This is a genomic window from Syntrophobacter fumaroxidans MPOB (assembly GCF_000014965.1).
In the GTDB taxonomy this organism is placed as follows: Bacteria; Desulfobacterota; Syntrophobacteria; order Syntrophobacterales; family Syntrophobacteraceae; genus Syntrophobacter; species Syntrophobacter fumaroxidans.
Genome location: NC_008554.1, coordinates 850,001 through 865,416 on the forward strand (window position 1 = coordinate 850,001; position 15,416 = coordinate 865,416).

Annotated in this window: 11 protein-coding genes and 2 rRNA genes (1 of these 13 cut by a window edge); 4 read left to right on the top strand and 9 right to left on the bottom strand. The window is 59.9% G+C overall.

Annotated features, from left to right (window positions below; genetic code table 11):
• Both SFUM_RS03625 and rrf read left to right on the top strand, forming a co-directional pair.
• Positions 1-2,087 (top strand): 23S ribosomal RNA (locus SFUM_RS03625); it begins 916 nt to the left of the window's first position.
• Positions 2,088-2,168: 81 nt separating this feature from the next.
• A 5S ribosomal RNA gene (gene rrf / locus SFUM_RS03630) occupies positions 2,169-2,285 on the top strand.
• A gap of 326 nt (positions 2,286-2,611) precedes the next feature.
• Here the strand turns inward: rrf and ltaE are convergent.
• From ltaE to SFUM_RS03675, 9 genes are all read right to left on the bottom strand, one after another.
• Positions 2,612-3,673: a low-specificity L-threonine aldolase gene (gene ltaE, locus SFUM_RS03635; protein WP_011697570.1), complete on the bottom strand. Its 1,062-nt coding sequence runs from the start codon at positions 3,671-3,673 to the stop codon at positions 2,612-2,614.
• 171 nt (positions 3,674-3,844) lie between these two features.
• A complete protein-coding gene (phoU, locus tag SFUM_RS03640; RefSeq protein WP_011697571.1) occupies positions 3,845-4,504 on the bottom strand; it encodes a phosphate signaling complex protein PhoU in 660 nt (219 codons plus the stop codon).
• A gap of 265 nt (positions 4,505-4,769) precedes the next feature.
• Complete coding sequence (gene pstB / locus SFUM_RS03645) at positions 4,770-5,522, bottom strand: phosphate ABC transporter ATP-binding protein PstB (RefSeq protein ID WP_011697572.1); 753 nt, start codon at positions 5,520-5,522, stop codon at positions 4,770-4,772.
• A gap of 10 nt (positions 5,523-5,532) precedes the next feature.
• Complete coding sequence (locus SFUM_RS03650) at positions 5,533-6,291, bottom strand: phosphate ABC transporter ATP-binding protein (protein WP_011697573.1); 759 nt, start codon at positions 6,289-6,291, stop codon at positions 5,533-5,535.
• Positions 6,285-7,130 (bottom strand): phosphate ABC transporter permease PstA, encoded by an 846-nt coding sequence (gene pstA / locus SFUM_RS03655; RefSeq protein WP_011697574.1) that lies wholly within the window; start codon positions 7,128-7,130, stop codon positions 6,285-6,287. Before pstA ends, SFUM_RS03650 begins: the two co-directional genes overlap by 7 nt.
• The gene (gene pstC, locus SFUM_RS03660) at positions 7,130-8,041 is read right to left on the bottom strand and encodes a phosphate ABC transporter permease subunit PstC (protein ID WP_011697575.1); all 912 of its coding nucleotides are present in this window, start codon (positions 8,039-8,041) and stop codon (positions 7,130-7,132) included. Before pstC ends, pstA begins: the two co-directional genes overlap by 1 nt.
• Complete coding sequence (locus tag SFUM_RS03665) at positions 8,028-9,020, bottom strand: PstS family phosphate ABC transporter substrate-binding protein (RefSeq protein WP_011697576.1); 993 nt, start codon at positions 9,018-9,020, stop codon at positions 8,028-8,030. Before SFUM_RS03665 ends, pstC begins: the two co-directional genes overlap by 14 nt.
• 294 nt (positions 9,021-9,314) lie before the next feature.
• Positions 9,315-11,150 carry a HAMP domain-containing sensor histidine kinase gene (locus tag SFUM_RS03670; RefSeq protein WP_011697577.1) on the bottom strand — a complete coding sequence of 612 codons (1,836 nt, stop codon included), beginning with the start codon at positions 11,148-11,150 and terminating at the stop codon, positions 9,315-9,317.
• Between the two features lie 3 nt (positions 11,151-11,153).
• The gene (locus tag SFUM_RS03675; protein ID WP_011697578.1) at positions 11,154-11,837 is read right to left on the bottom strand and encodes a response regulator; all 684 of its coding nucleotides are present in this window, start codon (positions 11,835-11,837) and stop codon (positions 11,154-11,156) included.
• A gap of 622 nt (positions 11,838-12,459) precedes the next feature.
• Here SFUM_RS03675 and SFUM_RS03680 point away from each other — a divergent pair.
• Positions 12,460-14,508: an acetate--CoA ligase family protein gene (locus SFUM_RS03680; protein ID WP_011697579.1), complete on the top strand. Its 2,049-nt coding sequence runs from the start codon at positions 12,460-12,462 to the stop codon at positions 14,506-14,508.
• Positions 14,509-15,022: 514 nt separating this feature from the next.
• The gene (locus tag SFUM_RS03690; protein WP_011697581.1) at positions 15,023-15,316 is read left to right on the top strand and encodes a hypothetical protein; all 294 of its coding nucleotides are present in this window, start codon (positions 15,023-15,025) and stop codon (positions 15,314-15,316) included.
• Positions 15,317-15,416 lie beyond the last annotated feature (100 nt).

A 15,416-nucleotide genomic window follows, 5' to 3' on the forward strand; every position in this document is an offset into this window, starting at 1 on the left:
ATTGAGGTGCAGCCTCGAAGTGAGAATAACGGAGGTAGAGCGCTGGATGGGCTAGGGGTCTTACCGGATTACCAAACCCAACCAAACTGCGAATGCCGTTATGTCGTCTTCGGGAGTGAGACTGCGGGAGATAAGTTCCGTGGTCGAGAGGGAAAGAGCCCAGACCGTCAGCTAAGGTCCCGAAATAGATGCTAAGTGGGAAAGGATGTGGGGACGCACAGACAACCAGGAGGTTGGCTTAGAAGCAGCCATCCTTTAAAGAAAGCGTAACAGCTCACTGGTCTAGTGTGCCTGCGCCGAAAATGTAACGGGTCTTAAGCATCTTACCGAAGCTGCGGCTTGATTCCTTCGGGGATCAGGGGTAGGGGAGCATTGCGGCATCCGTTGAAGGCGTACCGGGAGGAGCGCTGGAGGTCCCGCAAGAGATTATGCTGACATGAGTAACGATAAAGCGGGTGAGAATCCCGCTCGCCGTAAGCCTAAGGTTTCCTGGGTAAAGGTCGTCTGCCCAGGGTTAGTCGGTCCCTAAGCCGAGGCCGAAAGGCGTAGGTGATGGGAAACAGGTTAATATTCCTGTACCACCGAGCCGGCGTTTGAGTGATGGGGGGACGCAGAAGGGTAGGCCATCCGGGTGACGGAAGTCCCGGTATAAGCCCGTAGGCGGAGGTTCCAGGCAAATCCGGAGCCTTTTTAACGCCGAGAGGTGATGTGGAGGGAGCAATCCCGCAAACTGGTTGATCCCAAGCTGCCAAGAAAAGCCTCTAGCGAGTTGGCCAGGTGACCGTACCGCAAACCGACACAGGTAGGCGAGGAGAGAATCCTCAGGCGCGTGAGAGAACCCTGTTTAAGGAACTCGGCAAAATGACACCGTAACTTCGGGAGAAGGTGTGCCCTCATCAGGTGAAAAGACTTGCTTTTGGAGCCGAAGGGGGTTGCAGAGAAGAGGCGGTAGCGACTGTTTACTAAAAACACAGGACTCTGCTAAATCGCAAGATGACGTATAGGGTCTGACGCCTGCCCGGTGCTGGAAGGTTAAGGGGAGATGTTATCGCAAGAGAAGCGTTGAACCGAAGCCCCAGTAAACGGCGGCCGTAACTATAACGGTCCTAAGGTAGCGAAATTCCTTGTCGGGTAAGTTCCGACCTGCACGAATGGCGTAACGACTTCCGCGCTGTCTCAAACAGGGACTCAGTGAAATTGCAGTCTCGGTGCAGATACCGAGTACCCGCGGCTAGACGGAAAGACCCCGTGCACCTTTACTACAGCTTGGCATTGGATTTTGGGCGTGTATGTGTAGGATAGGTGGGAGGCGGTGAAGTGGGGGCGCCAGCTCTCATGGAGCCAACCTTGAAATACCACCCTTATGCGTTTAGAGTTCTAACCCGGGTCCGTAAACCGGATCGGGGACAGTGCCTGGTGGGTAGTTTGACTGGGGCGGTCGCCTCCAAAAGAGTAACGGAGGCGCGCGAAGGTTCCCTCAGGCTGATTGGAAACCAGCCGTAGAGTGTAAAGGCATAAGGGAGCCTGACTGTGAGAGAGACATCTCGATCAGGGACGAAAGTCGGTCTTAGTGATCCGGCGGTTCCACATGGAAGGGCCGTCGCTCAACGGATAAAAGGTACGCCGGGGATAACAGGCTGATCTCCCCCAAGAGTTCACATCGACGGGGAGGTTTGGCACCTCGATGTCGGCTCATCGCATCCTGGGGCTGGAGCAGGTCCCAAGGGTTCGGCTGTTCGCCGATTAAAGCGGTACGTGAGCTGGGTTTAAAACGTCGTGAGACAGTTTGGTCCCTATCTACCGTGGGCGGAGGAATTTTGAGGGGATCTGTCCCTAGTACGAGAGGACCGGGATGGACGAACCTCTGGTGTACCAGTTGTCCCGCCAGGGGCAGCGCTGGGTAGCTACGTTCGGAAGGGATAACCGCTGAAAGCATCTAAGCGGGAAACCCACCCCAAGATGAGAATTCCCCTCCGGAGCGATCCGGACTGAAGGCTCCTCGTAGACTACGAGGTTGATAGGTCGGGTGTGTAAGCGCAGCAATGCGTTGAGCTAACCGATACTAATGGGCCGTGAGGCTTGACCATACCTCCCTCTCGGGACAACGGATCAAGACCGGGCCGCACGCGAATCAAAACCCCTGTTCGGTCACCCCCATAACCATTTGGGGCGGCGGTAAGAGCGAGGAGGAAACACCCGTTCCCATCCCGAACACGGTCGTTAAGCTCCTCTGCGCCGATGGTACTGCGCGGGAAGCTGCGTGGGAGAGTAGGGCATCGCCGCCCCAATCCTTTTTTAACCCCCCCTCTACAATTCCCCCTGCAAAACGTTCCCCTGCCCCATCCGCATGCAGCGCATCCGCAGGCATTCAGTAAGCGTCCGGTAAACCCCACCTTCCGGGCGGATCCGTGGGCATTCAAGTATGCCCGCCGGCTTATGGCTGCGCGGCGCATTCGCGCGCCCTCCCGGGTTTGCGGTCTTCTCCAATCGCCCTTGCACCCCGGCGTCAACTCGACCAGACCTCCAAGCGGGCCGGAGTTCATTCTCACCCTTCGGCGTGAAAACACCCTCGGCCCGGGAGATTGTCAGGCTTCGTCGGTGATCCCCCGGCTCATGGAAAATGTGAAAAGTGTAGGTTTGACCCCATGGCTTTCTTGAATGCCGTCAGGGTGAAGTCGATGTCCTCGGCGCTCACCCCGTAGTGAGTGACCGCTCTCATCCGCCGGGGTCCGGTGACCTGGACGAGAACGCCGTCGGGTTTCAACCGCGCGGCGAGAACCGGGGCGGTGAGATCTTCGCGTTCCACGTCGATGAAAACGATGTTCGTTTTAACGAATTCCAGATCGACGGACAGGCCGGTCATGGTGGAGAGGCCTTCGGCGAGCGCGCGGGCATTGGCGTGATCCTCGGCGAGGCGAGTCACCATTTCGTCGAGGGCGACGATGCCGGCGGCCGCAAGGATGCCCGCCTGGCGCATGCCGCCGCCAACCACCTTTCGAGTGCGTCGTGCCCGTGCGATGAAATCGCGCGTGCCGCAAACGAGCGAACCCACGGGCGCGGAAAGCCCCTTGCTCAGGCAGATGGTGACGGTGTCGGCCGCGGCGCTCAATTCCCGGACGTCGACGCCCTGGGCGACGGAGGAATTGAAAAGGCGCGCGCCGTCAACGTGGACCTTAAGCCCGTATCGGTCCGCCAGCGCTCTCACCTCGCGCAGGTAGGCCGGGCCGAGCGGACTGCCGCTGCACCGGTTGTGCGTGTTCTCCAGGGCAATCAGGCGGGTCGGGGGGAAGTGCACGTTCTCTTCCCGGATGGCCGCTTCGATGCCGCAGACGCTCATGGTGCCGTGCGGTTCGTTGGGGACCGTGCGGGGATGAATTCCGCCAAGAGCCGCGGTCCCGCCCTGTTCGTACAGGAAGATGTGGGACCGGTCGCCCAGGATGACCTCATCGCCGCGGCCGCAATGAGTCAACAGGCTCACCAGGTTGGCCATGGTGCCGCTGGCCACGAAAAGAGCGGCTTCCTTGCCCAGGCGTTCTGCGGCCTTTTCCTGGAGCGTGTTGACGGTTGGGTCTTCACCGAAAACGTCGTCGCCCACTTTCGCTTCCGCCATGGCGCGGCGCATGCTTTGGGTCGGTTGTGTGACCGTATCGGAACGCAGATCGATGATGTGCATTCGCCTTTTCTCCTGTGCGGCTCCGGAGCTCAGACCGTTATTGCGCGCGCCATGGCCGTCCGCGGAGTATTCCTCACCACTGCAATTCACCACGGGGAAACGACGCTCTCAGTCACTCGACCGTCGCCCGGGTTTGCCGGGGAATCCGCCTTGACGGGCCCGTCGATCCGGTCACTGGTCGCAATGGTGTTTGATGTTCATGCCCTGGACGATGAAAATGACGCTTTCCGCGATATTGGTCGCCTGATCGGCCACCCGCTCGAGGCACCGCGCAACGATGATGGTTTGCACGGATCGTTCCACGGCCGGTACTTCCTTGACCATGTAATTGAGAAGGTTCTTGAGAACGGTCACGTTGAGCTCGTCCGCGTTATCGTCCAACTGGCACACGTCTCTGGCCTGCGTGACGTTCTCCTGGACGAAAGCGCTGATGGCGCAACGGACCATATCGAGAGCCGTTTCCGCCAACTCGAGCATGAGCGGGTTCCGGGGCAGGGGGGGGCTTTGGCTGAGAACGATGGCCCGTTCCGCGACGTTGACGGCCTGGTCCGCGATTCGTTCGAGATCGACCGAAATTTTCATGCAGCCGATGATGAACCTGAGGTCCCGCGCCATGGGCTGGTCCAGGGCGAGCAGCCTGAGGCAGTACTTGTCCACGTCGATCTCGAGCAGATTGATTTCCCGGTCTCCACGGATCACCTCGTCGGCGATCTCGACGTCGCGCTCGAATAACGCGTGGATGCCTTTTTCCAATGCGGTTTCGGTTAAAGCCGCCATCTTCAGGATGGTCAGCTTGAGTTGATCCAGCTCTTGATGAAAACGACTCTCCATGGGGGTGGCCTCCTGATCGAATCAGCATCATCCATCGCGCGGCAATCGGAACGAGAAAACACAAAGACCGAAACAGGCTCGATTCAACTTTTCGGATTTGCCCGGGACATGCCATGAGATATCCGAATACCGCACTCGGTGCGGCTATCCGACCCCGGCGCAATCCCGCTTCTGCTCCCGCATTGGTACGAAAACCGGTTCCCCGCCGGTCGCGACGGCGCCGCCGCTCCCTCCGGCACGAAGGGTCCTTTCGGCACGGGCACCGTCATCCCGCCCGCCCGGTGACGTAATCCTCGGTCAGCTTGTTGCCCGGACGGGTGAAGATCGTCTCGGTCGCATCGAATTCGACCAACCGGCCCAGCCAGAAAAAGCCGGTTCGATCGGACACGCGAGCGGCCTGCTGCATATTGTGGGTAACGACCACAATGGTGTAGTCCCGCTTCAATGAGCCCATCAACTGCTCGATTTGGAGCGTGGCGATGGGATCGAGCGCGGAGCACGGTTCATCCATCAGGATCACTTCGGGTTTCACCGCGATGGTGCGCGCGATGCACAACCGTTGCTGCTGCCCGAGTGACAGGCTCAAAGCGTCCTCTTTGAGTTTATCCTTCACTTCGTCCCAGAGGAAGGCGGCGCGAAGACTTTCTTCCACAATTCCGGGGATCTCGGACGTCCTGGCCGATCCGAGCACCCTGGGGCCGAACGCGACGTTGTCGAAAATGGATTGCGGAAAAGGGTTGGGCCGTTGGAACACCATCCCCACCCGCTTTCTCAGCTCCACCACGTCGAACCCCGGCGAATAGATGTTGTGCCCCTCCAGGCTCACGAGTCCCTGAACGCGCGTGCCCTTGATGGTGTCGTTCATCCGGTTGAGGCAACGCAAGAAGGTGGATTTCCCGCACCCCGACGGACCGATCAGCGCCGTCACCTGGAGTTCCTGGATGGTGATCGAAATATCCGACAGCGCCGGTTTCTCGCCGTAATAGAAGTTGAGGTGTTCCACCGTGATTTTTGCCATGGGACTCTGTCTATCCGAAGCGGCCGGTCAGGTAGTCTTCAGTCCGCTTGTCACGAGTTGTCGTAAAGATTTCGGAACCCGGTTGAAATTCGATCAATTCACCCATAAGGAAGAATGCGGCGTAATCCGCGACGCGGGCCGCCTGCTGAATGCTGTGGGGAACGATCACGATCGTGTACAGGTCCCGGAGCTCGAAGAGGGACTCCTCGACCTTCCGGGTGGAAATCGGATCCAGGCCGGACGTGGGCTCATCCAGGAGCAGGACTTCCGGCTCGAGAGCCAGACTGCGGGCGATGCACAACCGTTGCTGCTGGCCTCCGGACAGGGCGCCGGCGGGACTGTCGAGGCGCGTGTTCACCTCGTCCCAGAGGGCGGCCTGGATGAGGCTGCGTTCGATGATCTCCTCGAGTCGGCCGCGGTCGTGTATGCCGGCGAGCTTGGGACCGTAGACGATGTTTTCTCGAATGGTGCCGGGAAGGGGCAGCGGCAGGGCAAAAACCATTCCCACCCTTCGGCGCAGATTGGGAACGTTGACGCCGGGGGAGTAGATGTCATCGCCGTCGATGAGGATGCGGCCCGACATGCGGGTGTCCTCCACCAGGTCGTTGAGCCGATTGACGAGGCGCAGCAGCGTCGTCTTGCCTCCGCCGGCGGGACCGAAGAAAACGGTGATCCGGTTGGCCGGAATGTCCAGGCTGATGTCGCGCAGGGCCTGCTCATTCCCGTAGGAGTAGCTCACCTGATCGATGCGAATCTTGGGGCCTACCACTGTCTTCTCCGCCGGAAATAGCTGCGCACGATCGTTGCCCCGAGATTCATGGAAAGGACCAGGGCAAGGAGCACCATCGCCGTGCCGTTCTGGATGCTGAACGGCATGCCGGGTACCTGTGTGCTGATCACGTAGAGATGATAGGGAAGCGCCATGGTCTGGTCGAAGGGAGACTGGGGCAGCCGGGGCAGATAGAACGCCGCCACGGTGAAGAGGATCGGAGCGGTTTCTCCCGCGGCCCTCAGCAGTCCGAGGATGACGCCGGTGATCATGCCCGGGAGCGCCTGCGGAAGGATGACATGTCGGATGCCCTGCCACCGGGATCCCCCGAGACTCGCGCTCACCGTTCGAAATTCCGTGGGAACGGCCCTCAGGGCTTCTTCCCCGGTGCTGATGATGATCGGAAGGGTCATGATGGCCAGGGTGAGCGAGCCGGCGAGAATGGAGGTGCCCATCTTCATCATGAGCACGAAGAGCCCCAGGCCGAACAGCCCGTATACAATGGACGGAATCCCCGCAAGGTTGACGATGGCCAGCCGAATGGATCGGGTCCACCAGGTGTCGCGCGCGTACTCGGCAAGGTATATCGCTCCGCCGACCCCCACGGGAATCGCCGCCAGAGCCGTTCCCAGGGTCAGCAGAAGCGTTCCGACGATTGCGGGGAAAATGCCTCCGGCTTTCATTCCGTCCCTGGGGATGGCGGTGATGAATTCCCAGGAGATCGCCTGGATGCCTCCGACAATCACGACCCCGACGACACACAGGATGGGGACGACCACGACCAGGGTGGTCAAAGCCAGAAACGCGAAGCCGATCCGTTGCACCCCGTAGCGGCTCATCAGCGCAGCCCTCCCCGGCGTCTTTTCTCGAAAATGGTCGCAGCCGCCGCGAGGTTGATCAGGAAAGTGATGACGAACAGGATGATTCCGATGGCGAAGAGAATGTGGTAGTGAACGCTCCCTTGTGCGACCTCGCCCATTTCGGCGGCAACGGTGGCGGTCATGGTGCGTGCGGGCCTGAACAGAGAATCCAGGCTGAGCGGCATGCGCGCCGCGTTCCCGGTCACCATCATCACGGCCATGGTCTCGCCTATGGCACGTCCCATTCCCAGCATCACGGCAGTGACGATGCCCGACCGGGCGGCGGGCACCACCACGCGCCATATGGTCTGCCATCGGGTGGCTCCCATGGCGAGGGCGGCATCCCGGTAACTCTTGGGAACGGCGTCCAGGGAGTCCTCGGCCACACTGATGATCGTCGGCAGGGCCATGTACGCGAGAATCAGCGCCCCGGTGAAAACCGTCAATCCGGTGGGTGCGCCGAGAACCTCGCGCACGAGCGGCGCAATGATGTGCATGCCGAAGAACCCGAGAACGACCGAGGGAATTCCGGCCAGCACCTCGATCAGGGGTTTCAGAAATTCCCGTGCCCAGTCAGGCGCCACCTCGCGCACGAAAACGGCGGTCGCAACACCGAGCGGCAGAGCCATAACAATGGCCGCGAAGGTGACCATCGCCGAACCGAGGATCAACGGCAGCGTGCCGTACAGGTCGAAGGTGGGATACCAGCGGGTCCCGAACAGGTTGCCCGGGCTCACTTCGAAGAAAGCGGGCATACCCTCCCGGACCAGAAACAGGCAGATCAACACCACCAGTCCGATGGTGGAAAAACCCAGCACCTTTATGGTGCTCTCGATAATCTGTTCCGCGAAAGGAAACCCGGGGGCAGGGGAATCTCTATTTGGCGACATTTCTCTCATCCCGATGCAGCGGCACGAACCCCAGCTTGGACACGAGAAGCTGGCCGTCGTTGATCACCCAGTCAAGATAGGCCTTGAGAGGTCCGGTCGGGTCTCCGGCCGTGTACATGCACAGAGGCCGGGCGATCGGATAGGAACCGTCGTTGACCGTGGCGACGGAGGGATAAACGTAAGGGCTGTTCGCGTCTTTGGCCACGGCCAGAACCTTCTGGTCGGGCGTCACGTAACCCAGCCCGTCATACCCGATTGCGTTCGGATTCTGGCGAACCTCGGTACTGATGCCCTCGGATGACGGCATCAGCAGAGCATCGGAGCAGAAGAGCAGCGTGCTCTCCTTCCTTCCCGAACGTATCACATTCTCGAGGAAATAAACGTAGGTCCCCGAGTTCGATTCGCGGGACAACAGGACGATGGGGCGGTCTTGGCCTCCAACTTCGCGCCAGTTGCCGATCTGTCCCGTGTAGATTCTTGAAATCTGATCCATGGTGAGGCCCGTTACCGGGTTCGACGGGTTGACCACAATGGCTATGGCATCCATCGCCACCACGAATTCGACGGGCTTGATGCCGTTGCGCTCGGCGGCTGCGATTTCCTCCGGTTTCATCATGCGCGACGCATTGGCGATGGCGACCGTGCCGTTGATCATGGCGGCTATCCCGGTGCCCGTGCCTCCTCCGGTGACCGAGATGCGTATCGAGGGGTGGGACGGCATGTAGGCTTCGGCCCAGGCCAGCGCCAGGTTGACCAGCGTGTCCGATCCCTTGTTCTCGATGAGTTGCGTCGAAGGTTCCGTTTGTGTTCCCGAGTCCGCTCCAGGTCTGCAACCCGGCATAAGGCAGAACAGGAGGAGGACGAGCAGGCCGACGGCGAAAAGGGACCGGAATTTCGGCGAAGGGACGGGGGCGTTCGTGCCAGTCCCCGAGACCGTATCGGCGGATAGGGGAAGGAGTGTCCTGGGGTTCTCATTCACTGATCGTCACCGTTGCACTTTCGGAAGTCACCGTGAGAAGCGGCCCGGCGGAGTCGAGCGAGAACCGCCGTGCCTCAGTCGCCTGGAGTCCGGTGCGCTCCGGGCGATCCTTCCGAGGGCAGCGGTCGTTGAGCGGGCGAAAAGAGGCCGCCGCTCCCGGGCGTGCTCCGGAAAAAGTCACTGGATTATCCAAAATGAGGGTGAGTAATTCAACAAGATTCCTGATCGGCCCGACCAATAATTTGTCACGGAGGGCATCGGCGGAGAACTCTCAACGGAGTGCATTCCGGCACCTCACGACGAGGGAGCGCCATCCTTGGATTCGGCTCGGTTCTCGCCCGCCAGCGGCAATGAAAAAAAGAAAGTGGTTCCCTCCGTGCCGTCCGGGTTCGGGCTCTGCACCCAGATCCTTCCGCCGTGGTTCCTGACGATGTGACGGCAGATGGCCAGGCCGAGCCCCGTGCTGCCGGGGAGGGTGCTCCGATGCTTCTCCAGTCGGAAGAAACGTTCGAATATCCTCTGCTGGTGTTGCCTGGCAATGCCGGGTCCCTGGTCGCGGACCCCGAACACCACGTTTTTCCCTTCCATCTTGTGGAACACTTCCAGGTTCTTTCCCGGGGGGCCGTACCGAATCCCGTTTTCAAGCAGGTTCCGAAACACCTGCACCAACTGGTCGAACTCCGCCGGCACCTCGAGACCTGCCGGAGGGAGCGCGTTTTCGAGACCGACCTGCTTCGCGTCCGCCTGGGGAGCGCACGCTTTCCAGGCGGTGGCGAGCGCATCCGCGGGATTCACCGGTGCGGGCTTGAACCCGCGCTGCCGGGATTCCAATCGAGCGAGCTGGAGCAGGTCGTCCACCATCTTGACCATGTGCTCGGAGTTTCTAAGAATGATTCCCAGAAAGGAGGCCAGGGTGCCGGACTCCGGGCTCGGTTCGGACAGCAGGGTTTCCGCGGAACCCTTGATGGCGGTCAGAGGCGTGCGCAACTCGTGTGAAACGTTTGCAACGAAGTCCTGGCGCACCTTTTCGAGGCGTTTGAGCTCACTGATATCGTGAAACACGACAATGGCTCCCAGACCCTTTCGCTCCTCCTCGAGCCGAACGACATGAACGTCGTAAATCCGGCCGCCGTCTAGGATGATCTGGAGACTGGCCGAGCGGGTGCCGCCGGCATCGTCTGAGGTCAGGGCGGCGTCACACGCCTCCTGAAGCTCCAGGTTCATGATGGTTTCGAGGGGACGTCGCCCGAGGCTGAGGGAGGCATTCGGCACCAGCTCCGAAAATGCCCGGTTGAAACTCTGGATCTTCCCCCTCGAGTCCAGCACCATCACGCCTTCCTGCATCCCGTCGAAAACGGCTTCAAGCTTCTGTTTCTGTTCCGCAACGAACTCGACCTGATCGTCGATGTTCTTGGCCATCTTGTTGATGGCTTCGCCCAGGGGATAGAACTCCTGTCCCGGGTGAAAGTGCGTGCGCAGTTTGAAATCGCCTGAACCGATGACTCCCGCCGCCCGGACGAGGGTGTTGATCGGAGTCTTGATCTGTCGGATGAGGACGTAACTGAGAAACAGGGTTGCCGCCAGGATCATTCCCGTGACGACGATGAAGCTGTTCCAGAGGCGGTCCAGCAAACCGGCAGCATCGGTGTAGGTCGTCGCAAGCCTCAGAATACCCGGCGGGACGATGCCTCGAGGTTCGATTCTCCTGGCGACGAATATCTGTTCGTGCAAACTCACTCTGCTCCGGCGGATGATGAGACCGATCTCCCGTTCGCGGGCCTGGACGATTTCGGGACGGGTGGCATGGTTGTCGAGGCTGTTCAGGTCCGAAACCAGAGAGTCGGCGATCACCTTTCCGCCGTCGGCGACGTAAGTCAGACGGAGATTAAGATCCGCGGCTGCCTGGACGACCCACTTCTGAAATTCGTTCAGGTCCTGGAACTGTTTTTCCTGGGACAGCATCCGATGGTAATGATTGAGCTGGCGAATGGCGGTTTGCTTGGCGTTTTCGATGACTTCGCCGGTCAGGGAGCGATAGTAGAGCCAGGACGGCAGAATGAGCACCAGGGCGAGGAGCGCCCACATGGAGAGGAGGAGACGTGCGCGAATCGATAGACTGCTTTGTCGCATGGATCAGTCCCGGAAACGATACCCGATGCCGCGTACGGTTTCGACCCGATCGGCGTAGGGCCCCAGCTTCTGCCGCAACCGCCTCACGTGCGTGTCGACCGTTCTGGCGTAACCTTCAAAATGATAACCCCAGACCTTGTCGAGCAAGTAATCGCGCGACTTCACCTTCCCGCGGCTGCGGATCAGCTCCACCAGGAGTTTGAATTCCGTTGCCGTGAAAAGGACATCTTCGCCGTCGATCAAGACCTTGTGCGCATCGAAATCAATTCTTAAACCTTCAAGCTGCCAGACGGACCCCTGCGCGCCGTCCGGCGGGGATCTTCGCAGCACGGCGCGAATCCGGAGAATCAGTTCCCGGGGGCTGAAAGGTTTGACGACATAATCATCGGCTCCAAGCTCCAACCCCACGATGCGATCCACTTCCTCACCCCGGGCCGTCAACATGATGACCGGGATGCCCCTGGTGTCCGAGCCTCTTTTCAGCTCCCGGCAAACTTCGAACCCATCCGCCCCCGGGATCATCAGGTCCAGGACGATCAGCCCGGGCCGGCGTTCCTTCGCAATCCTGAGCGCTTCGTACCCCTCCTGCGCGGTGAAGACTGCAAACCCCGCCGCGCGGACATTGTACGCCAGGAGATGAAGAATATCATCGTCGTCCTCGACAATGAGCACACTCGATCCGGACATTTGCCGCTTCCTGTCGAACAAGAGCGCAGGCCGGGGAATGGCGACGGCCAGGCTGTGTTTTTGCCATGATCCCAAAATCATTCTAATCCGGGGATCGGTGAAAGAGCAACTGTATCCGAAAGCAAAAGCGAATCACACCCGATTATTGTGCCATGCCGCACGGAAGATGCGTATCCAAGGCCGGAATACGCATGCCCGCCCTGTCCCGTTTTCGTCGTGGATTCCCCCAACTCAAGTTGCATGTAAAGGGATCATCATGTAGATTGCAGCGCATGCGAAGGGGCGGAAGCGGTTCGGAGCTTCAATGTTCCCGGGTTTGCCGCGGTCGGCCTCTTCCGTGGTGCGCTCTGCGAAAGTGCGAACGTCATTCCGGCCGAAGCCGGAGTGGGGATGGTTTTCGTGTGCCCCCACATCGGGGGAGACGGCGAGGAGGGTTTGCATCTGGCGCTGCAACGGTTGAGTCACGGGGGGGCGGGAATTGCCCGGGTCTTTTACGCGATTCCCTGTCCCGGATGCCCCGGGATCCATTTTCGCCTGTGAGATCGGCCGCATCGCGGGGTCTGGGGCTCCCGGGCGCCTTTTTTGGCTTTTGTTGAGTCGGAAATCGATTGGGAAGGGGAATATGGACAAGTTCTTCGAAGCGCGGAACGTGGTGGTCGTCGGTGTCTCGAACGCTCCCGGAAATCTTGGCAGGCTGATGGCGGCAAATCTCATGGAGTTCCATTTTCAGGGGAACATCTTCCTGGTCGGTCCCAAAGGAGGTTCTTTCCTCGGGCACAAAATCCATGCGCGCATCACTGACGTTGACGATGCGATAGACCTTGCGACAATTCTCGTGCCGGCTCCCGCGGTGCCGGAGGTTCTGAGGCAGTGCGGCGAAAAAGGAATCCCAAGGGTGATCGTGCAGTCGGCCGGATTCAGAGAACTGGGAGAGGAGCGATTGGAGCTGGAAGGCAAAGTCCGGGACCTGCTGGAGCATTACCGGATGAGGATGATCGGCCCCAACTGCCTGGGGGTGATCAACCGGCGGACGGGGCTGGCCGTTCCCTTCTTCCCCTTGGCGGCCAATGTCGGAGCCGGCCCGATCTCCATTATCTCGCAAAGTGGCGGGGTGGGGGCCATGATGGTCAACCTGCTGGAAGCGGAAAACCTCGGTCTGAGCAGGTTTGCAAGCGTGGGAAACAAGCTCGACGTCTCTGAGAACGACCTGCTTGAGTATTTCGCGCGGGACCCGGAAACCGAGATGATCCTGTGCTATCTGGAGGGTATCGCCGATGGCCGTAAGCTCATGCGGATCACGCGTGAAACGCCCAAGCCGGTTATCGTTCACAAGTCGAACACGGGTAAGTGCGGGGCGGCCATAGCCCGCTCGCATTCGGCTTCGTTGTCCAGCGACGATCGCGTTGTGGACGCGGCGTTCAGGCAGAGTGGAATCATCCGCGTGCGGGAGCAGAGGGAGGCGGTGGAGGTGCTGAAGGCGTACTCCCTGCCGCCGCTGGCCGGAAACCGGCTTGCCGTCATATCGAGGTCCGGGGGGCACGCCGTGCTTGCCGCGGATGCGGCCGAGGAATATGGTTTCGTGCTGCCGCCGTACCCGGAGGATTTCTTTCAACTCATCAGGGAACAATCGAGGGCCAACGTCATCTCTTTTCACAACCCTCTGGACGTGGGGGACGTATACAATATCGCCCTGTACAGAACCCTGATCGAAAAGACCCTGGAGCGGGAGGATATTGATGGAATGATTCATGTTCACAACTACCAGGGGAACTTGAATGTCGAGGAATCCAGGGAACTCATATCATCGCTCGGGGACCTGATCAGGAAGTATCGGAAGCCGCTGGCCTCCTGTGTTTTCACCACGCGGGACGAGTTCGAGGCGATCAAGCATGCCGTCGACTTTCCGATTTTCAATGATCCGCGCGAAGCCGCAAGGGCACTGAAGCAGGTTCGCGACCACCGGAGCCTGCAAACGATTCCCCTCGCCGGCGTTTGTCCTTCCGATATCGATCCGTCCCGCGCTCGAAAGACCCTGGAAGGGCTGAACCCCGGACCGATCCCCGCCGAAAGACTGGCGCCGCTTCTGTCCGCGTACCGGATTCCCTGCGTCGAATGGGAATTTGCGGACAGCCTGGATTCCGTGACCTCGGCGGCGCATCGCCTGGGGTTCCCGGTGGCGCTCAAGACCGCCGAACCTGACGTGGTGCACAAGAGCGACGTTGGAGGGGTGAGGCTCAACCTCGCAGACGAAAAAGGGCTTGCCGAAGCCTACGGGGAAATCAGCCGGTTGGGGCCGGCCGTGCTCGTTCAGAAGATGTCCGGTCCGGGCCTGGAATGGCTGGTGGGAGGGCGCCGGGATGAGAATTTCGGCCCGGTCGTGGTGGCGGGACTCGGCGGCGTCTACGTGGAAGTCTTCAAGGAGACCGGAATCCGCGTTGCGCCGATTGAACGCGAAGAGGCCTCCCGGTTGGTGGACGAATGCCGGGGAAGCATGCTCCTGGCGGGCTTGCGCGGGGACAAAGCCTTGGATCGACAGGCGCTCCTCGATGTGATCGTCAGGGTTTCGTGGTTGTTGCATGATTTTCCGCAAATCCGGGAACTGGATCTGAATCCGGTCCGAGTATACGAGCAAGGGTGCCTGGCCCTGGATTGGCGCGCGACCGTCGAGTGACGTCCGAAGCCGGGTGCACCGGCTCGAAAGGGGCGGCTCCGGGAGCCGGCCGACGTTCGCACGCGGCCGATGGAGGAATGGGACGTTTTTGTCGGCGATATGCTTGCATGGGGGAAACGGCACATTATTTTCTATTGAAATCAGAAGGGGGAGGAGGATGCTCCCGGTGTGCATGAGCTCCAATGGAATCCGCGGGTCCGTTCCAAGGGCATCCGGGAGCGGTCCGGAGCCAAACCGCGGAGCATGCAGCCATGGCCGCCGAGGTCGCAGGCAGTGAGAAGAAATTATCGTTGTACTTTGAGAAGCGTTTCTGTTATCAACATACGCCGAAATTCGGAGACCCCGGAAAACCGTTCGGCTCGGCAGCCGACGCGGGATTCCGGGGATGTGGCTGCAAATGTCGGATCGTGTTGAAATTTTCGCTAATGGCTTTGGGAGATTGCGTCGTATCTGATTTGGAGCTGAGAATCGCCGGGCCATTTTAGCAATGTTTTCGGCAGAGGAGGATTTCGAGATGGCCAGATTGAGAAGATTTGCGGGCATAGCGATGCTCTTTGTCACAGTGTCGGTGCTTTCCGGTGTTGTAATGGGGCCGGCGGCCTGGTGTGCTCAGGAGGAAACCATCGTGGGAACGGTGGTCAAGACCGATAAGGGCTACATCATCGAAGCCGAAGACGGAGACTACCTCGTGAAGGGAAAAGACGTTTCCAAGATGGCCGGCAAGATGATCGAGGCAACCGGAGTGATCACCGAAGGCGAGAAGGGTGATACCATTGATGTGAAATCGTTCGAAGAAATCAGGGAATAGCGAGCAGTCGGTACGGGACGCGGCATGCAGTCCCGTACCTCTGCCGTTCCTGCTACGAGGCTTGAAGCTGGAGTTTTGCCGCAGGGTGAGGAGCTGATCA